Origin of the sequence: Methylobacterium sp. GXS13 (genome assembly GCF_001455965.1) — a bacterium.
Lineage (GTDB): Bacteria > Pseudomonadota > Alphaproteobacteria > Rhizobiales > Beijerinckiaceae > Methylobacterium.
This window is the reverse complement of sequence record NZ_LKKO01000035.1, coordinates 1-20,892: the sequence shown is the minus strand read 5'-3', so window position 1 is coordinate 20,892 and position 20,892 is coordinate 1. Positions and strand designations below refer to the sequence as shown.

Here is a 20,892-nt window from a genome sequence, read left to right as displayed (position 1 = left end):
CAGATCAGCAGATCACGGTAATATTCTTGAACGTTAGAGCCAATATGTCTATACGCTCAAGTAATAGTACAGTATTTAAATCAAAGTTGAAGCCATGATAGCGATTTAGGGTGAACGATGACGGAGACCGAAGTCGCCAAGACACCACTTTTGAAAGTCAGGAAGCTGCACAAGAGCTACGGCGCCAACGAGGTCTTGAAGGGTATCTCCCTCGATATCCACGAGGGCGAAGTGGTGTCGATCATCGGCGCAAGCGGCTCGGGCAAGAGCACGTTCCTGCGGTGCCTGAACCTCATGGAGACGCCGACCTCTGGCTTCATGGATTTCGAGCGATTCGCCTTTGACTACGAGCTGGGCGCCCGTCGTCAGCCGACCCCGCAGCAGCTCTGCGAATTGCGGGCGCGGATCGGCATGGTCTTCCAGAGCTACAATCTCTGGCCGCACATGACCGTGCTGGAGAACGTCGTCGAGGCGCCGATCCGAGTGCGACGAATGCCGCGCCGGCAGGCGGTGGAGGAAGCTGAGGCGCTGCTCCAGCGCATCGGCCTCTACGAGAAGAGGCAAGCCTACCCGTCGAAGCTCTCGGGTGGGCAGCAGCAGCGCGTGGCGATCGTGCGCGCGCTGGCGATGGCACCCAAGGTGATGCTGTTCGACGAGGTGACCTCGGCCCTCGATCCTGAGCTGGTGGGCGAGGTGCTGGCGCTGATGGCCTCCCTCGCGGCGGATGGGATGACGATGCTGCTCGTCACCCACGAGATGGCCTTCGCCCGGGACGTCGGCACCCGCACTCTGTTCTTCGACGGTGGTGTGATCGCCGAGGACGGCCCGCCGAAGGAAGTCATCGGTGCCCCTCGGAGCGAGCGGTTGCGCCACTTTCTCCGGCGTGTGCTGCACGAGCCGACCGGCCTCGAGCACTCGGCGTGAGCAGCCGCATATCCAGCGGGGAGTTCGGACGGTGATGAGCGTGACGGCAATTCAGGACTGGGGGCTCAGCCTCTCGGAAGAGGTCGTCACCTACGGCCCCGGCTTTCTCTCGGCGACCATCGTCGTTCTCGGCGTCACGGTGGCGAGTATTCTCGTGAGCTGGGTCTGCGGCCTGCTCGGGGCGCTGGGCAAGCGCTCGTCCTTCGCTCCCTTCCGGGCCCTGGCGAGCTTCTACGTCTGGTTTATTCGGGGTACGCCGACCCTTGTCCAGGTGTTCATCGTCTATTTCGGCATGCCGCAGATCGGCGTGAAGCTGTCGCCGATCACCGCCGGGATCATCGCGCTGGGCGTCAGCAGCGGCGCCTACGTAGCCGAGACCATCCGTGCCGGCCTCGCGGCGATCCCCCGGGGTCAGATGGAATCGGCCTTGGCCTTGGGCATGAACCCGCGGATCATGATGGCGCGGATCGTAATGCCGCAGGTCTTCCGCATGATCCTGCCTTCGCTCACCAACGAGGCGATCTCGTCGGTCAAGAACACGTCGTTGCTCTCGACGATCACGGTGGTCGAGCTGACCCTCTACGCCCAGCTTATGATCGCCACCACGTTTCGCCCGTTCGATTTCTACATCGCGGCGGCGCTGATCTACCTCGGCCTCACGTCGATCCTGTCGCAGCTCTCCGCCTACTTCGAGCGGCGCTACGCCCGTCTGTCCTGAGCAGCGCCTGCCGCGGGTCGGGCCGCGGCTCACACCTCTCGCCCCGTCCCAACATCGGAGATTGCCATGAACCGCCGACACCTCCTCGCACTCGCTGCCCTCTACACCAGCCTGCTGGCTGCTCCCGCGGTCCGCGCGGCCGAGGGCAAGCTGGAACTGATCGAGCCCGGCAAGCTGATCGTGGCGACCGACAGCACCTTCGCGCCCTTCAGCATGCGTACGCCGAGCGGCGAGCTCGACGGGCTGGAGGTCCGGGTGATGCGCGAGGTCTGCCGCAGGCTCGGGCTCGAATACAGCCCCGTCAACGTCAAGTTCGATGCCCTCCTGATCGGCCTGATGGCCGATCAGTACGACATCACCAGCGAGTCAATGGACATCACGCCCGCCCGGCAGAAGCAGGTCGCCTTCGCGGACGGGTGGCTCGAATCCGGGGCGCGGATCGTCACCCGCAAGGATACGGGCATCAAGGGTCCGGACGATCTAAAGGGCCGGAATGTGGGCGCCCTCTCTGCCTCGACGTTCGGAAAGCTCGCCGAAGACCACGGCGCCACCTTGAAGAGCTACAAGACCGCTGCGGACGCCATGCAGGACCTCGTCGGTGGCAACATCGACGCGGTGATCAACGACGCGGTGGCCGGCAACTACGCGATCAAGGCCCGCAAGCTGCCGTTGGTGATGATCGAGACCCCGCTCAGCACCATCCAGAAGGGATTTGCCATCAAGAAGGGGAAGCCGAACCTGCATGCGGCCGTCAACAAAGCTCTGGCCGAGATAGTCGCCGACGGCACCTATGCCAAGCTCGTCACCCCGCTGATCGGCTATGACCCGGCGCCGAAGGAGCCGATCCGCACGAACGCCATGTGAAAGGCCGCGGCGACACGGCATACCGACAAGAAGACGGGGGCGGCCCGGCCGGCTGCTCCGGGAGGAACCGATGAAGACCCTTGACGCATCGTCGTACACGACGGCGCTCAACGCCCGGCGCGAACAGAGCCTGGGTCAGATGGCCTATGACAAGCTGCTCGACATGTTGGTGCGGCGCGACCTTCCGGCCGGGACCGTGCTGCACGAGCGTCGCCTCGCCGAGATGCTCGACATCTCGCGCACGCCGACCCGCGAGGCGATGTCGCGGCTGGAGACCGAGGGCCTGATCGAGCGGCAGCCCGGCGGGATGCTCGTCGTGAAGGAGTTCTCCCTGCGCGAGCTGATCGAGATCCTGCACGTCCGCCGCCTGCTGGAACGGGAGAGCGTCGTGCTCGCCGCGGGCCGGATCGCCGACGCCGTGCTGGAGGATTTGCAGAGCCAGATCGAGGGGCTGCTGGCGGCGGGGGATCCGGATGCCCCTGGCAACTGGGAGGTCGACCGCCGTTTCCACGAACTGTTCGCCGATCACAGTCACAATGCGATCCTGGCCAAGACGATTAAGGATCTGCGGCTCAAGACGCAGATGTTCAACCTGAGCCGGATGCCCGAACGGTTCGAGGCAGTGCATCGCGAGCACTTGGCGGTGGTCGCCGCCCTGCGAGCCGGGGACGCGGCGGCGGCGGCCGATGCCATCGCGGCTCATCTCGAAAACTTCAAGCTGGGCATCATTCGCCGCCTGAGCGAATTCTGAGGCGTGGCGGCGCGATGGATAAATTTGCGAACCTGCGCGGCTGTGAGGCGGCCTTCCCGGAGGCGGAGTTCGCCGCGCGGCAGATGGCGGCACGGGCTGCAATCGCCGCCGCCGGCCACGATGCCTTGGTGGTGACCGGTCCGGAGGCGATCTACTGGCTGACCGGCCGCCAGACGGCGGGCTACTTCGCCTTTCAGGCCCTCGTGCTGCCTGTGGAGGGAGAGCCGGCCTTGCTGGTGCGCCAGCTCGAATTGTCGGGGGCGGCGGCCAATACCTGGCTCGACGACATCCAGGCCTATCCGGACGGGACCGACCCGGCCGACGCCCTGGCCGCTCTCGTGCGTCGCCGAGGCTTCGCCCGGCTGGCGCTGGAGCGGGACGGCTGGTTCGTCTCGCCCGCCCTGGCGGCGCGGATCGGCATGGCGCTCGGCATCGCCCTGGTTCCGGACGGGTCGGGCCTCCTTGGCCCGCTGCGGACAGTGAAATCAGCGGTCGAGCTGAAGGCGATCCGGGCCGCCGCCCGTTACGCGCAGGCCGGGCTCGCGGCCGGCATCGCCGCCTGCACAGTGGGCAACGACGAGAATGCGGTCGCTGCCGCCATGCTTGCTGCCGCCACGACGGCCGGGTCCGAGGCGATGGCGATGGAGCCCCTGATCTCGTCCGGCCCCCGCAGCGGGCTGCCACACATGACGTGGCGCCGGCGCCGGTTGGAAGCGGGCGACGCGGTGTTCCTTGAACTTGCAGGCAGCCATGCCCGCTATCATGCGGCAATGATGCGCAGCGTCTGGATCGGCGAGCCGCCGTCCGAGGCGCGGCGGATGATGGATTGCGCGCTGCGAGCCCTCGACGCGGCCCTCGACGCAATACGACCGGGCCGGCCCTGCTCCGTCCCTCACGAGGCCGCCCAAGCCATCATCGACGCGGCGGGCTACGGCCCAGCCTTCCGCAAGCGCATCGGCTACTCGATGGGTATCGCCTTCGCGCCTGACTGGGGCGAGGGTGGTCTGCTCAGCCTCTTCACCGGCGTCGACCGGCCGATCGAGCCAGGCATGGTCTTTCACCTGCCAGCGACCTTGCGCAGCTATGGCGCCTGGACCGTCGGCGCATCCGAGACCGTCATTGTCACCGAGCATGGGGCCGAACCACTCTCGGACCTGCCCCGCGCCCTGACGCTGCGGTGAGGTCGCCAGAGACCTGTTAGGTCGGAAGGGGCTCGTCCGTTTTTCCGGCGCCTCTAGTCTAGATGTTTGGTCCCGGCATTTGGTGGAGCGGGTTTGACCTGAAGCGACCGGGCTCTGCGGACCATGCTTTGCAGATGGCCTCGTAGGGCGTGAGACCCCAGAGGGTCTTCAGGCGGCGTGCGAAGTTGTAGGCGCTGACGAAGTCGGCCAGGTGAGCGCGGAGCTGCTCGTGGCTGTCGTAGTTGCAGCGCTTGACCGTCGCGTCCTTGATCATGCGGTTCATTCGCTCGACTTGCCCATTCGTCCAGGGGTGCCGCGGCTTGGTCAGGCGATGGTCGATATCGTTGCGGGCACAGGCGGACTCGAAGTTGTGGGCTCGGAAGGTGTCGCCGGCTGCGATCGCCTCCTTGATGATGGAGGCGGCCGTGGCAACGTTGCCGGGTGTCGTGAAGTGGGTGCCATTGTCGGTGAGCACCGTGTACACCTTGTAGGGCACCGCCTCGATGAGATGGCGGAGGAAGTCACCCGCAACCCACCGGGTCGCCTTCTCGTGCAGCTCGACGAAGGTGAACTTGGTCGTGCGGTCGATGGCGACGAGTAGGTAGAGCCGCCCTTCCGCCGTGTGGACCTCAGCCAAATCGATGTGGAAATAGCCGAGCGGATAGGCCTTGAAGCGCGACCGCTTGGGCTTGTCGCCGTCGACCTCCGGCAGTCGGCTGATGCCGTAGCGCTGCAGGCAGCGATGCAGCGACGAACGGGTCAGGTGCGGGATCGTGGCCTGGAGGACGTAGAGGCAGTCGTCGAGCGACAGGAGCGTATGTCGGCGAAAGGCGACGATGACCGCCTCGTCCTTCAATGACAGCACCGTCGAGCGGGGATCCTTCGGCCCCGTGCGCTGGTCGGCGACCGAAGTCCGCTTCTCCCACTTGGCAACTGTCTTCGGGTTGATCCCGTAGCGCTTCGAGAGCACCCTTAGACTCGCTTGACTATGCTGGATTGCTCGACGGATCGCCTCCGTCGTTGTGGCGCTGCCGTGAAGAACCTGGCCCATAGCGCGTCCCTCCACTCCAACGTGAAGAGTGCACCATCAAACCCTGGGATCAAACATCTAAAACTGTGATTCTGCTTACGGCAAGACCCGGTAGACCGCTCCCGACTCACTGCAGTCAAATGCGTTCTTGCTGCACAAGCCGTGATGGCGGCGCGATCGAACTTCGGAGTAATCAGACTGCGCCTTGACCACGAACGGCTTAAGAGGTGTCTCGGTCGACCTGCACACGTGGCCAATCGGTGAGCGCCAACGCGGTCGCTGCGAGCATGATCCCCATACCCGATGCCTCCGCCCATCCGAAGGGCTCGTGCGCGTAGATGACGCCGATCGCAGCTGCGATCACCGGGCTGACGAAGGCATACAGGCCGGCGCGGAAGGCGCCCCAGTCCCGCACAAGCCAGAGAAAGATAGAGAAGCCGGTTAGCGAGCCGCCGATGACCATCACGCCGAGGCAGAATAGCACCCGTCCATCCAACAGGGCGGCGAAGCGGCCTGAGTCGTAGCCCTCTATAAGCAACGACACAGGAACGAGCCCGATCGCGCCGATGATCGTCTCCCAGAAAGCGAGAACCAGCGGCGGCATCGACTGCGTCAAGGGCCGGCTGATCACGGAGCCCCAGGCGTAGCAGACCGTGCCGAATGCCACCGAAGTGAGAGCGAGCACCACCGTAACGCCATCTTGCGCGGCTTCAGCCCGGCCGGAGAACAGGAGCACGAGCCCGCTGATACCGAGTCCGATCGCGCCGACTCGACGCGCGCTGAGGCGCTCTTGGTCGTAGAGGAAACCGATGAACGCGAGGAATATCGGCATCAGCGACAGATTGACGATCGCCGATAGGCCGCTGGGAGCATGAGCGACACCCCAGAACACGAAGCTATAGCAGCCAGTCGTGATGAGGAGCGAGGCGCCGACGATCCGGCCGAACCCATGTATGCGCAGTGGCAAGCGCCGTACGCTTACGATGACGAGGAACAGGACGCCGGAAAGGAGGAAGCGCGCCGTGGCGAGGAAGATCGGCGGGACGGCCTGCGTGGCGATCTTCGTCGGCAACCACGTCACTCCCCAGATCAGCGCCATGATGCCGAAGGCTACGAGGCGGCTCACGCCGGATCGCTCCCGACACTCATGCTGCACTCATCGCCAGCCGCTCATGACAAGCACCGGTCCAAGCCTTGGGAAACGTGGAGCGACGACGGATTGTGCTGTGAAGCGCGATCAGAAGCCGTCGCGCGATGTAGGTGCCCATGGCGCTCGCCTCCCGCTCAGGCCTCCCTGTACCAATCGGGCAGGAACGACAGGTCGTTGTCCCAACCGCTTTGCAAGGCAGTGAGTCGTGCGCCCACCGCCGATACCTTCGCTCGGTGGATCAGTGGCAGCACGTTCTCCGAGACCGCGAGGTCGTTGCACCTGATCAGAAGCGCCGCCCGCTTGACCGGGTCGAGCTCCCGCTGAGCGGCGTTGTAGGCCGCATCGTAGGTATCGTTGCGCCAGCGCACGACGTTGCGTCCCTGCCACTTGTTCTCCTTGGTGGCGACCTCCCACGAGACGTACTGAAGGAGCCAGATCGAGGGATCGGCCTGGGTCATGTTGTTCGTGTACATCTCCATGTCTGCGTAGAAATGCGGGTATGTGTCGGGGTTGGCCGGGTCGGAAGAGAAGAACACCGAGCCGGTGACTGATTTTAGCTCGATCTCGATGCCGGCCTTGGCTGCCGCCTGCTTGATGATCGCCTGGGTCTTCTGGCGCGGAGCGTTGATCGAGGTCTGGAACAGCAGCTTCAGGCGCTTGCCGTCCTTGACCCGCACGCCGTCCGAGCCCTTCGCCCAGCCGGCCTCGTCGAGGAGCGCGTTGGCCTTGGCCGGATCGAAGGCGAAGCTCGTATTCTTGGAAACGAAGCGCTCCGGGCCGTTGACTGTGTTGGCGGTGGGTTTGCCGGTGCGGCCGTAGATGTACGTCTCGATCGACTTACGGTCGACCAAGAGGTTCATCGCCTGGCAGACCTTCGGGTCCGAGAAGGCGGGATGCTTGGTCTTCAGCGAGGAGCGCTCGCCGTCGACCTCGACGTTTGGGTCAGTGGTGTTGAGCAGCAGAAACTCGAGATTGCCCCCGTAGACGACGTCGACCCGGCCCTTGCCGCCGGTCTCCAGGCGCTTGAGCACCTCGTCCTCGACTTGAAGGTTCCAGGCGTAATCGTACTCGCCGGTCTGGAGCACCGCGCGCGCCGCCGAGACCGCGTCGCCGCCGCCCTTCATCTCGATCGTGTCGAAATACGGCCGGTTGGGCAGGTGGTAGTTCGGGTTGCGCTCGCCCCGGACGATGTCGCCGGGCCGGAATTCGAGGAACCGGTACGGGCCGGTGCCCACCGGCGCGAGGTTCTGGGGCGCCTCCCGGGACTTGGCGCCGGTATAGGCGGAAAACAGGTGTTTGGGGATCACCATGCCGACGGTGCCCACGAAGGCATCGCTCCAGTACGGCGTCGGCTTGTCGAACAGGACCCGGATGCTGAGGTCGTCGATCTTCTCGACGGTGCAATCCTTGTAGGAGCCGACCGTGACCGCCGCGGTGGCGGGGTCTCGGGCGTATTCCCAGGTGAAGACGAGATCGTCGGCGGTGAGCGGCTTGCCGTCGTGCCAGGTGACGCCCGGCTTGATTTTCCAGACCACCGATCGGCCGTCCGCGGCCAGCGCGCCATTGTCCTTGGACGGGATCTCGGCGGCGAGCACCGGCACGAGGTTGCCGTCCGGGTCCCAGGCGGCCAGCGGCTCGTAGAAGATCCGGGAAGCCTCCTGGTCCTTGGTGCCGATGGCGAAATGCGGGTTGATCAGGGTCGGCGCCTGCCACCAGAGCAGGCGCAGCGCCCCGCCGCCCCCGGCCTTGGCCGGCTTGTAGCCGGCGCGGATGTCGGCGGCCATCGCCACCCCGTTCCCGGCCAGCATCAGCCCGGCCATCGGCGCGGAGAGGCCGAGCGCCAGCATCCGCTGCACGAAGCCGCGCCGCGACAAGCGGCCGTCCTTCACCTGCTCGATGAAGCCACGCAGATACCGCTCATCCATGAGTTTGCCCTCGATCTCCGCCGCGCTGTGCGCAGTGTGATCATTGAGTCAATTCGTGCCCTGTGTAGTCGATCTTGCCGTCGGCGCCTTTCGCCCACTCGTACATGATGTAGTCGGGTCGGGTGATGTCGCCCTTCTTGTCGTAGGCGATCTCGCCGATCACCGTCTGCGTCGGCCTGCCTTGGTGCAGCCAGTCCGCGAGCGTCTTGCCGTCGCTGGAGCCGGTCTCGGCCATCGCCTTCGCCAGAACCTGCACGGCCGCGTACGAGTAGAGCGTGTAGGCCTCGGGATCGATGCCCCTAGCCTTGAAGGCCGTCACCACATCCTTGGCGTTCAGGTTCTTGCGCGCGTCCGGCGAGAAGGTCATCAGCGTCCCCGCTGCGCCTGGGCCGGCGATCTGGACGAACTCCTTGTCGGTGATGCCATCACCGCTCATCATCGGCGCTTTCAGGCCCTGGTCGCGCATCTGCCGGATGATCAGCCCAGCTTCGGTGTGCAGGCCGCCAAAGTAGATAATGTCGATGTCGGCTGACTTTAGCTTGGAGGCGAGCGCCGAGTAGTCCTTCTCACCAGGATTGATGCCCTCGAACATCACCTCCTTGCCGCCCTTGGCCTTGAGAAACTTCAGGGTCTCGTCGGCGAGTCCCTTGCCGTAGGGCGTCTTATCGTGGACGAAGGCGATCTTCTTGCCCTTGAAGTGCTCGGCCAGGTAGGTGCCCGCCACCGCGCCCTGCTGGTCGTCGCGGCCGCAGGTGCGGAACGTGTTCCACATGCCGCGCTCGGTGAACTTCACGTTCGTGGAGGCGGGCGTGACTTGGACGATGCCACCGTCGAGGTAGACGTCGGAGGCCGGGATTGACACACCGGAGTTGAAGTGACCGACGACCATCTTGACGCCCTCGCTGGCGAACTTGTTGGCCACTGAGACGCCTTGCTTGGGATCGCTTGCATCGTCGCCGATGACGGCCACGAGCTTCTGGCCGTTGATCCCGCCAGCTTTGTTGATGTCGTCAACTGCTTGGCTGGCGCCGTTCTTGATCTGAGCGCCGAACGCCGCGTTAGGCCCAGTAATCGCACCGACGATGCCGATCTTGACCTGAGCCTGCGCTGAGCCGGCCATCAGGAAGCCGAGAATGCCGGCCAACACAGAAGCGCGCATGTTGATCTCTCAGGCTACCGCTCTCAGGCGTTGCCCGTGCCTGCCTGCAAGATCGTGGCCGTCCAGAGCGGAGCTCACACCGGTCAAACGGTCGAACCGTTCTACTCATGTGCCCTTTACCGGCGTCCAGCGACCTTATGAGGTTCTGCCTGCGCCGTAGATCCTGCCAGTGCAGGCATTCAGCCGCGCCCCCTGTGCGGCCACGGTACGCCAAAACGGGTAAGCTCTCGATTGATCCTCCCCCGATCTCACGGACAGGGGGGTTAGCTCGCGTTCCGTTCGGCCTGCTCGGGCGTGATGTAGCCGAGTGTCGAGTGGATGCGCTGCCGATTGTAGTAGCCTTCGATGTAGGCGAACAAGTCGCGTCGGGCCTCGTCCCGGGTCGCCCATCGTCGCTGGTGAACGAGTTTGACCTTGAGAGTATGGAAGAGGCTTTCCATGGGAGCGTTGTCGTAACACCAGCCCGTCCGGCTCATGGTGGGCGTCGCCTTCATGTCGGCGAGCTGTTTGCAATAGGCCTCGGCCGCGTATTGGCTGCCGCGATCCGAGTGGCAGATGAGGCCAGTCCCCGGTCGTTGCCGTTGGGTGGCCATCATCAGAGCCGCCGACGTCAACTCGGTCCGCATGTGCTTGCGCATGGACCAGCCGACGATCTTGCGAGTGGCGAGATTGAGGACGGCGGCTAAGTAGAGCCAGCCCTCTCCGGTGGGCAGATAGGTGATATCTGCCAGCCAAACCGTGTTGGGCAACGCCGCCGAGAACTGCTGCTTCAAAAGGTTGGGCGCGATCGGCAGATCGTGGCGGCTATCGGTCGTGCAGGGTCGGAATCGACGTCCTGCCAGAGCCCGGATGCTATGACGGCGCATCAGACGCTCCACCCGCCCGCGACTGGCCGTTCGGCCCTCTGCGCGCAGGGCAGCATGGATCCGAGGCGAGCCGTAGCGCCTGTGATGCCCGGTGTGGATACGCCGGACGTCGTGGAGAAGTCGACGGTTGGACGTCGCCTGGGCGCTCTCGGAGCGTGATCGCCACTCGTAGTAGCCGCTGTGAGAGACTTCGAGCACGCGGCACATGAGACGCACCGGCCAGGTGTTCGCATGCTGCTCGATGAAGGCAAACGTCACTTGGGCATCTCCGCGAAGATGCCGATCGCTTTTTTTAGGACGTCGCGCTCCATGCGCGTCCGGTCAAGTTCACGCCGCAGACGGGCGATCTCGGCCGCTTGGTCGGAGGGGGAAGCCACCGGGCTCGCGGATGCGGCTTCCGGTGAACCTGCTGCCCGCGGCGGTGGGGAGCCACCCATCAGCCCAGTGCGCCACTGCCTCAGCATGGAGGGTGGATCCCGAGTTCGGCCGCGATCTGCATCTGTGTTCGGCCGCTGCTCTCCAAATGCGCTACCGCCTCGCGTTTGAACTCGGGCGTGAACTCGCGTCTTGTCATGGCCATCAAACACCTTCCCCGCCCACAAGGAGCGTATCAGAGGTGTCCGTGGAACCGGGGGAGGATCACCAGACTACGCCACGCCGGATCGTTAAATCCTGCAAAACCGGCTGTTCGGCTTTACGCTCATCCCAGCCATTTCCCTCGCGGCCTGCTCGGTCCCGCCGCCCGATATGATTACAGGCTGGCGGGTGTGCGTGTAACCGAGCTACACAGATTTCCGCTCAAGATAGGCATGAACGATGTTGGGCAGATTGCTCCCGAGCCAATCGCCCATCTCCTGCTCATCCTTCATTGACTGTTCGAGCGTCGACCTGTCGTCGTCCGCGCCAGCCGCTTCGGCGAGCACGATCAAAACCTTGTAAGAACTGATCTCATAGGCCTTGAAGCCAATAGCCGCGAGGACGTTCTTCAATACCTCGTCGCCTGCGCCGGCATGAGTGAACCCCGCTACCGTAGCGACCGCGCCCGTAACTGCCTCCTTGAGCAACGACTTCTTCGATCCGGGCTTTTCAAGGAGGTCGTCGAGCCGCGCAGCCTGCGTGACCGATCGTTCATGGTCGATCTTCATCTTCGTGTGCAGATCGGGGTACGCCTCCATTCGAGGCAGCTCGTTCTGAATCGTGCCGATCGCTTGGGTCTCAACCGCGTGCTGATTGCGCAGCCCATTCAGGTAGGTATCCATCGCCCGCTTTGCGTTGCTCATACCTTCATCCTTATCTGAACGATCAAAAGGGTTGGTGCAGGCTCAACAATTGTCGGCACCGGGCTTTTGACCTGACCGGCTGGCTTTGGACCGGACTGATTGAGAGGATCAGCCAGGACCGAAGGAGTCGGACATGCGGCGAGGTCAAAAGACGAGCGCGGAGCAGGTGGTGCTGAAGCTGCGGCAGATCGAGGTGCAGACGGCCCAGGGCAAGAGTTTAGCGCTAGCGTGCAAGGAGGCGGAGATCTCCGAGCAGAGCTATTACCGCTGGCGCAAGGAGTACGGCGGTCTCCAAGTCGATCAGGCCAGGAAGATGAAGGACCTGGAGCGCGAGAACGCGCGGCTGCGGCGACTGGTAGCCGATCTATCCTTGGAGAAGCAGGTGTTGGCGGACGTCGCCGCGGGAAACTTGTAGCCCCCGAGCGACGCCGGCAGGCGGTCGATGGGATCCGGGAGAAGTACGGCCTCTCGGAACGTCACGCCTGCCGGATCGTCGGTCAGCACCGGGGCACGCAACGCTACGTGCCGACCGTGCTGGCCGACGAGGATGCGCTGACCCGCGCCATCATTGCCATGGCGTCCGAGTACGGGCGCTATGGCTACCGCCGCATCACCGCGCTGCTACAAGCGGACGGCTGGCAGGTGGGCAAGGATCGGGTTCAACGCATCTGGCGTCGCGAGGGGCTCAAGGTCCCACAGAAGCACCGACCGCGCAGCCGCCTGTGGCTGAACGATGGATCCAGCGTGCGGCTGCGTCCGCTCCACCGCAATCACGTCTGGAGCTTCGACTTCGTCCAGGCGCGGACCCACGACGGACGCTCGCTCCGGGTCCTGACGCTGATCGACGAGCATAGCCGAGCTTGTCTGGCGCTGAAGGTGGCGCGACGCATCAACAGCGTCGGCGTGATCGAGACGCTGGCCGACGCCATGTGCCTGCACGGCATCCCGGAGCACATACGCTGCGATAATGGCCCTGAGATGATCTCCAAGGCGTTGCGCAAATGGGTCGCCAAAGCCGGAGCACAGATCCAGTACATTGCGCCGGGCTCGCCGTGGGAGAACGGGTACTGCGAGAGCTTCAATGGCAAGCTTCAGGATGAGTGCCTGAGACAAGAGATCTTCTACTCGCTGAAGGAGGCGCAGATCGTGATCGGTCTTTGGCAAACTACCTACAACCGCGTCCGGCCGCATTCGTCCCTGGGCTATCGGCCGCCCGCGCCTGTCAGCTTCCCGGATCTGGCCTTCCGGCTACCCATGGCAGCGGCCATGCAGTAGCCTCTCAATCGGCTCGGTCCAAAATACCGGTCAGGTCACGGTGACAGGGCCGTGGGGCAGCGCCTGCGCGGCCTCTCGCTGGAGGCGATGGCCTCCAGCACGGGCCTGTCGATCGGCTTCATCAGCCAGGTTGAGCGGGGCCTATCCTCGCCGTCGCTGCGCGTGCTGGCGCTCCTCGCGGACACGCTGCAGATCGGGATCGGAGGCCTGTTCGAACCCACCCTGGACGAGCCCGATCCGGATCCGATCGTCGTGTTCCGGAAGGATCGACCCGAGCTGCAGCTCTGGCGTGCCGGCATCACCAAGCAGCTTCTAACGCCGCCCGACGGGACACAGGGCATGAGCCTGTTCCACATGGTCCTGAAACCCGGCGCCAGCACGGGCGACGAGTCGTTCAGTCATGAAGGCGAGGAGGCCGGCCTCGTCCTCGAGGGAAGGCTGACCCTGGCGGTCGAGGCGCGTAAGCTCCAGCTGGCGGAAGGCGACAGCTTCCGCTTCGAGAGCCGGCGGCCGCATCGCTTCAGTAATCCCGACCCGCGCGGCCAGTCCATCGTGCTCTGGGTCAACGTCCTCGGGCCTGCTCAAGCCAAGGTCAGATAGCGCATCGTTCCGGGCACCGGACCCGGAAGGAGGTTTTAGGTCGCGCTCTTGGCATCGTCTTTTACCGAAGACCGGCGACCGCCTTTCGAAATGATGCGCCGGGGTGCCCTTCGCCGAGATGGATCGCGGTTCGACGCAGGAGCGCGCGCCGCAATCACCCACGCGACCTTATGCCGGTCGGCGTAGCGGCTCACCCCGGCGGCGCGTGGATGAAGAACTGCGCGATCAGCACCGCGCCGAGGAACGTCCCGGCATTGGCCAGGAAGGAGACCACGACGATCCGCCAGCCGAGGCTGCGGAACGCGGGCACGTCCTTGGCGACCGAGAGCCCTGCGAAGGTCAGGATCGGCGTGGCCAGCGCCAGGAAGTTGAGCTTGCCGGTCAGGGCGGCGATCTCGGCGGCGTAGGGCGTACCGGGATAGGTCAGCGCCATGCCGATGATCGAGACCCAGAGGACGGCGGGCAGGCGCCGGCCGAGGAGAAGGTACAGGCCCCATCCAGCCAGGACAGTGCCGATGATGATCGCCATCCCGGCGACAACCTGCGCGTCGGGGACGACACCGTAGGTCAGCCAGTTGCCGATGAGACCGTAGGCCCCGATCAGGACCCAGGCGAGCACGGTCTCGCCGAGGCCGACTCGCACCTCCTGATGGACCGGCTCGGCCGCCTGTGGGTCGACCGCTGGGCGGGCGGCGTCCGGCCGGTTGCGGCCGAGGATCGGCTCCAGCTTGCCGTAGGCCCAGATCGTGAAGGGCAGCGACAGGAACAGGGTGAAGTACGTGCCGATCGTCGTGGTGACGAGATTGCTGGCTGCTGCGAAGGCGGCGACGTCCCTGGCGACCTCGGGCGTCTGCTGGGCCGCGATCGCCCCCGAGGCGGCGGCCATCATGCTGCCGGAGCCCACGCCGGCCCCCATCGCCAGGGCCAGCGGGTCGAAGATCTTCAGGCTGGCGATCAGCCCGGCCAGCAGGGCGATGAATACCGCGCCGAAGACCGTGCCGGTCAAGTACTCGGCCAGCACGCCGCGGCCCTCCGGCGAATTCATGCCGTAGCGCTCGCCGATGATGGCGAGGCTCGGCTCGCGGCCGACCGAGAAGGTTGCGCCGATCGCCTCGCGCTTGATGCCGAGCAGGAGCGCGGCCGGCAAACCGCACACCATCGTCCCGAAGAAGTGGCCGAATTCCTGGAAGGCTAGGGCCCAGCCCGAGGCGAGAAGCTTCGGCAGCGACCCGCCGACGAGCAGGCCGAGCTTGGCGATGAAGATCAGCAGCGCGGGCTGGAGATAAGCGGAGGCCGCGTTCTGCAGGGCGCCCGACAGCCGCAGCGGCGCCGGGAGGCGCGGGCTCATCAGCCCCAGCGCCCCGCCGAGGAGCAGGGCCCAGAGCAGCGGGAGCAGCACGATCTTGCCGGCACCCACCGGGATGCTGACATTGCCGATCGCCTCAGCGATGACGACGATGACGAGGGCGAGGAGGAACAGCGTCAGCTTCCCGCCGCCCGAGACAGGTGGCGCGCCCGGCCGCGCATCCGCCTCAGAGAGTTCGCCCGCCATCGCCGTCCTTTCTGCCTGCTGCCCGGCCCGCCGGTCCCGTCGGTTGATCCGATGCCCGGCGCGCGGAAGGCTTCAGCCCACGTAGCCGAAGGTCACCGCCGGCTCGGCGGCGGTCTCGACCCAGACACTCTTGGTCTGGCTGTAGGCCATCAGCGCCTCGCGGCCGGAGGAGCGGCCGAAGCCCGATCGGCCGAATCCGCCGAACGGCGAGGCCACGTTGATCGTCTTGTAGCCGTTGACCCAGATCGTCCGGGCCCGGAGCGCCGCCGCAACCCGGTGGCCGCGCCCGCCATCGCCGGTCCAGACCGCGCCGGCGAGGCCGTAGGGCGTACCGTTGGCCAGTGCGACCGCCTCCGCCTCGCTCTCAAACGGCAGGACCGTCAGGACCGGGCCGAACACCTCCTCCCGGGCGATCGCCGCGTCTGGCGCCACGCCATCGACGATGGTCGGGCCGTAATAGAAGCCCCCCGTGTCCCGCAGGTCCGGGGGGCAGCCCCCGCCCGCCGCGATGGTCGCGCCGGCACCCGCGGCGGCCTCGACCATGTCGGCGATCTTGTCGCGCTGACGCAGGTTGTTGATCGGTCCGATCTGCGTCGCCGGGTCGGTCGGCGCACCGACCGGGATGCGCGCGGCGGCATGGGACAGGCGCTCGACGAAGGATGCGTGGATCGAGCGGTGCACGAGGAGCCGGGAGCCGGCCACGCAGCTCTGGCCGGCGCCGCCGAAGATCGCGGCCTGCGCACCGATCAGCGCCCGGTCGAGATCGGCATCGGCGAACACGATGTTGGCCGACTTGCCGCCGAGTTCGAGCACGCTCGGCACGATGTTGCGGGCCGCCGCGGCGGCGATCTGCGCCCCGGCCTCGGCCGAGCCGACGAACACCACGAGGCGCGTGTCGGGATGGGCCACCGCCGCCGCCCCGGTGGTCGGGCCGGCGCCGGCGAGGACCGAGACGAGGCCGCGCGGTATCCCCTCGGCGCGGTCGCAGAGCAGGCCCAGCGCCAGCGAAGTCAGCGGCGTCAGCTCGGAGGGCTTCAACAGCGCGGCCTTGCCGGCGCAGAGGGCCGGGGCGATCTGCCAGCCGGCGGTGAAGATCGGCGCGTTCCAGGGGGTGATCTGCACCACGGTGCCGAAGGGCTCGTGGCGGGTGTAGTTCAGGTGCGAGGTCGGGACCGGGATGACCTCGCCGTGGAGCTTGTCGCACCAGCCGGCATAGTACTCGAACATCTCGGCGACCTTGGCGACCTCGCCGCACGTGTCGCGGATCGGTTTGCCGGCCGAGAGGGTCTCCAGCTCGGCGAGCGCCGCGGCGTGCTGCCGGACCAGGGCGGCCACCGCCCATAGTGCCCGGCCGCGGGCGGCGGCACTCAGGCCCCACCACGCGCGCTGGGCGTCCCGCGCCGCCGCCATGGCGGCCTCGATCACCGACGGCCCAGCATCGGCGAAGCGCGCCAGCACGCCGCCATCGGCGGGGTTGACCAGATCGAGGGCGCCGCCGGTCCCGTCGAGGATCTCGCCGGCCACGACGCTGCCGATGCGGCCGCCCGGCAGCAGGTCGGCCAGTAGGGCGGGGCCCCGCTCGGCGGCGGGCGAGTGCGGCATCCCGGACATCAGTGGGCTCCCTTGCGATCGCGGTAATCGGCCATGCGGGTGAAGTCGGCCGTGTCAGGAATGGTGTCCTGCGCGGCCTGCCAGATCTGCTTCACCGCGGCGGAGAGCGGCAGGTCGATGCCGCATTCGGCGGCGAGTTCGAGCGCGAGGCGCACGTCCTTGCGCATCAAGCCGGCCGAGAAGCCGCTGTCGAAGGTGCCGGACTGGACCCAGCGCGGGACCATGACCTCGCTGATCGCGCTGCGGCCGGTGGCAGTGTTGACGACCTTGACGGCCTCCTCGGCCGGGAGGCCGGCCGCCTCGGACAGCCGCAGGGCCTCGCCGGTGGTGACGAGATGCGCCGCGACCAGCAGGTTGTTGATTAGCTTGACGATGTTGCCGGCCCCCGACGGACCGACATGCGGCGCGCGCGCCGACATTGCCTCCAGGACCGGCCGGGCCAGGTCGTAGTCAGCCTCCGCCCCGCCGACCATCATGGTCAGGGTGCCTTCGGTGGCGCCGGACGGGCCGCCGCTCACCGGCGCGTCGAGGAGGCCGTGGCCGGCGGCGGCGAGGCGCTCCGCCAGGCGCCGGGTCGTGCCGGGATCTGAGGTCGAGGTGTCAACGACGACCACCTTCCGGTCGGTCCGGGACAGGAGGCCGCCCTCTGCGGTGACCACCGCCTCGACGTCCCGCGCCAGCGGCAGCGAGAAGACCAGCGCGTCGGCCCGGCGCAAGACGTCGTTCAGAGCGTTGAGGGTGGTTACGCCGGCCGCCGCGGCGGTGGGCCGCCGTTCCGCGGCGATGTCGTAGCCCAGGACCGCGAAGCCCGCGCGGGCCGGGGTCGCGGCCATGCCCAGCCCCATGTTGCCGAGCCCGACGACTCCTACCGTTGCGATGGTCATGCCGATCCGTCCTCGCGATGCGGCAAGATCGTTCCGGTAAACGCGTGTTGCGACAACAACCGATTTCTGCACGATCCGTGCGGAAATTCAGCACGCTTTCATGAGACCGGCGGCGGCCGGAACGCTACCATGTGGTCGGCCAGCCAGCTGAGCAGCCGCGCGGCGCCCTCGGGCAGCCGCCGTCGGGCCCGGATGACGAGGTGGGCGCTCGCCTCCGACAGGATGGCGTCGCGCAGCGGCACCGCATCAACGACTCTGTCGCGCAGCTCGGCCGCGACCACGAAGCGGGGCAAAAAGGCGACACCCATAGCCGCCATCACGAAGCGGCGGTGCATATCGAAGGACGCGGTCTCCAACCGCGGGACCAGCCGGAAGCCGCCATCCGCCTCGACGCGGCCGATCAGCTGGCGCACCCCGTGGTCGGGCGGCAGGAGGGCGGCCGGTTCGGTGGCGAAGCTGCGCAGCGGAACCGGGGCCGCCCCGTCGGCTAAGGGATGGCCCTTCGGCAGGACGGCGAGCAGGGGCTGCCGGGCGGAGACGACGCCGCGGACATCCGGATGCGCGGGCGGATTGTACACGAGGCCGATATCGGCCTCGCCCCGCGCGATCGCCGCGAGGATGCCGTCGGTGGTGCCGATCTCGACCTGATAGGCGATGCCCGGATGGTCTTGGGCGAAGCCCGCCAGGGCGTTGTCGAGGAGGTCGATCAGGAAGCCGGCACCGCAGCGCAGGCTGATCGTGCCCCGCTGCACCCCGCGCAGGCGCTTCAGCTGGTCCTCCAGCAGCGCCGCCTCGTCGGCCTGCCGCTGCGCGTGCTCGGCGACCAGACGGCCGGCCTCGGTTGGGATCACGCCCCGGGACAGGCGTTCGAGCAGGGGCTCGCCGACTTGCGCCTCCAGCTCGATGATCTGCCGACTGACGGCCGAGGCCGCGACGTTTAGGACCTCGGCGGCGGCCCGGACCGAGCCCGCGCGCACGACGGCGAGGAGGTAGCGCAGGGCGCGGTCGTTCACGGCTGCGGCACCTTACCTGCGGTGCGCCGGTCGATCGCGACGGCGCCCTTAGCCACCACGAGCACCGGCGCCTGACGCTCGACGATCAGCTGCGGCACGCCGCCTGCACCGAAGGCGATCAGGTCGGCCCGCGCGCCGGGCGCCACCACGCCCGGTCCCAAGCCCAGAACCCGCGCCGGGACGGCAGTGACGGGGTCGAGGAGCGCCGTGAGATCCGCGTCGGTGCGGAGATCGAACCGGTATGCGGCGAGCTGAACGCGGTCGACCATGCTGGTGACCGTGGCGGGATTCCAGCAATCGCGCACGTTGTCGGTACCGAAGCAGACCGAAACACCGAGCTCACGCAGACGCTGAATCGGCGGGCATCGACGCCCGCCCGGCACGCTGCTGAGGATTGCGACGCTCGCCCGGCTCAGGCTTTCCGCGATCCGGCCGAGCTGCAGGTCATCGGCCTCCGCGAGGGCGAAGGCATGGCTGATCGTGACCTGCCCGCCGAGCCCGGCCGCTTCCGTACGGGCCGCGATCGATCCGATCGTATCGAGGCCGGCCGCGCCGCCGTCGTGGAGATGGATATCGATCCCGCGTCCGTGGCGCTCGGCCAGGGCGAAGACGATATCGAGGGGCCCGTCGGGGTCGCCGTCGATACCAACGGGATCGAGGCCGCCGACGAGATCCGCGCCCATCCGCAGGGCCGCGTCCAGATCACCCGCGACCAGCTGGCAGCTCAGGATCCCGCTCTGCGGGAAGGCGACGATCTGAATCTGCAGCCGGTCGGCCCAGCGCGCCCGTAGATCGAGGATCTGGGCGAGGTGATCGAGGCGCGTCACGTCGTCGATGTCGACATGGGTGCGCAGACTCGTGGTGCCGCCGCGGATCATGCGCTCGAGGAGCGCCTCAGCCCCCTGCTCGGCGAGCGGGACCCGCGTGGTCCGGCGGAAGGCTTTCTCGTCCGCGATGAGCGCGCGGACGGATCCCTGCGCCCGGTGCGGGCGCCAGTCGAGGCCGAGCAGGCACTTGTCGAGGTGGACGTGCCCGTCCGTGAGTCCGGGCAGCACCAGGGCACCGCCGAGGTCGATCGTGCGGCCAGCGGGCGGCAGCGGCGCGTCGGCATCCCGCAGGGCGGCCACGCGGTCGCCCAGGATGTCGATGGTCACCCGGCGCCCCCCGGCGGTCGTGGCGTCGTGCAGGCGCAGGTCGCACGGGGCGCCCGCGTTCGGTTCGGGGGTCGACGTCATGCCGGGGTTCCTCACGCATCCTAGTCCGCGTCAGCCATCAGCGCGGCTGGTCCGCCGCCACGACAGTCCGGATGGCGAAGCTCGACTGCGGCCGGGCGCCCCCCCGGCGGGCGCGACAAGACATTGTTGTGCAGCCGCCCGTAATCGGCAGCATCGCGCTCATGCGGCAAAGACTGAGATGCGGGCCAGGCGATGAAATCGGTTGCCATGGATTGTCGCTCGGAACCGACCAAGCGCGCGTTCGCGCCGGTAGCTGGACTTCAAGCCGCCATCCAGCCTCCGTCGACTGTCCGTCGTCAGATGATTTGGGACAGTCTGCGGTGTTCAGGAGCGGAGGCTCTGGTCCATCTGGGGTAAGAGGTTAGGCGGCCTGCGCGTGGTGGCGCAAGCGGCGATCCATCAGGGTCTGGCGCTTGATGCGTTCCCGCTCGGCCAGGATCCCTTCGCCGCGTCCGAAGTAGACGTCAGCGGGCGTGAGGTCGCTCAGGCTCTCATGGGCTCGGGCATGGTTGTAGTGTTCGACGAAGTCGGCAACCTGCGTCTCCAACTCGCCGGGCAAGTCGGCGTGTTCGAGTAGGATGCGGTTCTTGAGCGTCTGGTGCCAACGCTCGATCTTGCCCTGCGTTTGAGGATGGCATGGCGCACCGCGGATGTGGGTCATGCCCCGAATGCCGAGCCAGTCAGCCAAGTCGCTGGCGACGTAGCTCGGCCCGTTGTCGGAGAGTAGACGTGGTCGTGGCATCACCCGCGCCTGATCGAGCCCCGCCGCACCCAGCGTGAGGTCGAGCGTGGCGGTGACGTCGCTGGCCTGCATCGTCGTGCACAGCTTCCAGGCGACGATGGTGCGTGAGAAGTCGTCCAGGACCGTCGACAG

General features: G+C 66.8%; 17 protein-coding genes and 2 pseudogenes. 7 read left to right on the top strand and 12 right to left on the bottom strand.

What is annotated here, in order from left to right; genetic code table 11:
* The first annotated feature begins 117 nt into the window (after window positions 1-117).
* The 5 genes from AO398_RS12875 to AO398_RS12855 all read left to right on the top strand — a co-directional run bounded on the left by AO398_RS12875 (window position 118) and on the right by AO398_RS12855 (window position 4,438).
* Entirely contained in the window at window positions 118-924 is an 807-nt protein-coding gene (locus AO398_RS12875) for an amino acid ABC transporter ATP-binding protein (protein ID WP_058192447.1), read from the top strand.
* Window positions 925-958: 34 nt separating this feature from the next.
* On the top strand, window positions 959-1,642 hold the full coding sequence (locus AO398_RS12870; protein ID WP_058192445.1) for an amino acid ABC transporter permease: 684 nt from the start codon (window positions 959-961) through the stop codon (window positions 1,640-1,642).
* 66 nt (window positions 1,643-1,708) lie between these two features.
* Window positions 1,709-2,506: a transporter substrate-binding domain-containing protein gene (locus AO398_RS12865; protein ID WP_058192443.1), complete on the top strand. Its 798-nt coding sequence runs from the start codon at window positions 1,709-1,711 to the stop codon at window positions 2,504-2,506.
* Between the two features lie 70 nt (window positions 2,507-2,576).
* Window positions 2,577-3,257, top strand: coding sequence for a GntR family transcriptional regulator (locus tag AO398_RS12860; RefSeq protein WP_058192442.1), 681 nt, complete (start codon window positions 2,577-2,579; stop codon window positions 3,255-3,257).
* A gap of 14 nt (window positions 3,258-3,271) precedes the next feature.
* Window positions 3,272-4,438 (top strand): Xaa-Pro peptidase family protein, encoded by a 1,167-nt coding sequence (locus AO398_RS12855; protein ID WP_058192438.1) that lies wholly within the window; start codon window positions 3,272-3,274, stop codon window positions 4,436-4,438.
* Between the two features lie 58 nt (window positions 4,439-4,496).
* Here the strand turns inward: AO398_RS12855 and AO398_RS12850 are convergent, their stop codons facing one another.
* The 6 genes and pseudogenes from AO398_RS12850 to AO398_RS12820 all read right to left on the bottom strand — a co-directional run bounded on the left by AO398_RS12850 (window position 4,497) and on the right by AO398_RS12820 (window position 11,848).
* Window positions 4,497-5,489: an IS481 family transposase gene (locus AO398_RS12850; protein ID WP_058192436.1), complete on the bottom strand. Its 993-nt coding sequence runs from the start codon at window positions 5,487-5,489 to the stop codon at window positions 4,497-4,499.
* A 199-nt stretch (window positions 5,490-5,688) separates the two neighbouring features.
* Window positions 5,689-6,567: an EamA family transporter gene (locus AO398_RS12845; RefSeq protein ID WP_058192519.1), complete on the bottom strand. Its 879-nt coding sequence runs from the start codon at window positions 6,565-6,567 to the stop codon at window positions 5,689-5,691.
* Between the two features lie 185 nt (window positions 6,568-6,752).
* Window positions 6,753-8,543 carry a peptide ABC transporter substrate-binding protein gene (locus tag AO398_RS12840; RefSeq protein WP_058192434.1) on the bottom strand — a complete coding sequence of 597 codons (1,791 nt, stop codon included), beginning with the start codon at window positions 8,541-8,543 and terminating at the stop codon, window positions 6,753-6,755.
* Between the two features lie 40 nt (window positions 8,544-8,583).
* On the bottom strand, window positions 8,584-9,702 hold the full coding sequence (locus AO398_RS12835) for a branched-chain amino acid ABC transporter substrate-binding protein (protein WP_058192432.1): 1,119 nt from the start codon (window positions 9,700-9,702) through the stop codon (window positions 8,584-8,586).
* 263 nt (window positions 9,703-9,965) lie between these two features.
* A pseudogene (locus AO398_RS12830) lies at window positions 9,966-11,148 on the bottom strand (IS3 family transposase).
* Between the two features lie 202 nt (window positions 11,149-11,350).
* Complete coding sequence (locus tag AO398_RS12820; protein ID WP_058192430.1) at window positions 11,351-11,848, bottom strand: DUF892 family protein; 498 nt, start codon at window positions 11,846-11,848, stop codon at window positions 11,351-11,353.
* 133 nt (window positions 11,849-11,981) lie between these two features.
* Here AO398_RS12820 and AO398_RS12810 point away from each other — a divergent pair.
* Window positions 11,982-13,123: pseudogene (locus tag AO398_RS12810) on the top strand (IS3 family transposase).
* 51 nt (window positions 13,124-13,174) lie between these two features.
* Window positions 13,175-13,723 carry an XRE family transcriptional regulator gene (locus tag AO398_RS12805; protein WP_082643260.1) on the top strand — a complete coding sequence of 183 codons (549 nt, stop codon included), beginning with the start codon at window positions 13,175-13,177 and terminating at the stop codon, window positions 13,721-13,723.
* Window positions 13,724-13,913: 190 nt separating this feature from the next.
* On the opposite strand, the gene AO398_RS12800 is transcribed toward AO398_RS12805, so the two are convergent.
* The 6 genes from AO398_RS12800 to AO398_RS12775 form a co-directional block, all read right to left on the bottom strand.
* A complete protein-coding gene (locus AO398_RS12800; RefSeq protein WP_058192428.1) occupies window positions 13,914-15,275 on the bottom strand; it encodes a DUF3100 domain-containing protein in 1,362 nt (453 codons plus the stop codon).
* A gap of 72 nt (window positions 15,276-15,347) precedes the next feature.
* Window positions 15,348-16,886, bottom strand: coding sequence for an aldehyde dehydrogenase family protein (locus tag AO398_RS12795; RefSeq protein ID WP_058192427.1), 1,539 nt, complete (start codon window positions 16,884-16,886; stop codon window positions 15,348-15,350).
* Window positions 16,886-17,770: an NAD(P)-dependent oxidoreductase gene (locus AO398_RS12790; protein WP_058192426.1), complete on the bottom strand. Its 885-nt coding sequence runs from the start codon at window positions 17,768-17,770 to the stop codon at window positions 16,886-16,888. Before AO398_RS12790 ends, AO398_RS12795 begins: the two co-directional genes overlap by 1 nt.
* Before the next feature lie 98 nt (window positions 17,771-17,868).
* A complete protein-coding gene (locus AO398_RS12785; RefSeq protein WP_058192425.1) occupies window positions 17,869-18,783 on the bottom strand; it encodes a LysR substrate-binding domain-containing protein in 915 nt (304 codons plus the stop codon).
* Window positions 18,780-20,018 (bottom strand): amidohydrolase, encoded by a 1,239-nt coding sequence (locus AO398_RS12780; protein ID WP_058192424.1) that lies wholly within the window; start codon window positions 20,016-20,018, stop codon window positions 18,780-18,782. Before AO398_RS12780 ends, AO398_RS12785 begins: the two co-directional genes overlap by 4 nt.
* 361 nt (window positions 20,019-20,379) lie before the next feature.
* The coding region (locus AO398_RS12775; protein WP_152997509.1) for an integrase core domain-containing protein at window positions 20,380-20,892 on the bottom strand (513 nt) is incomplete at its 5' end.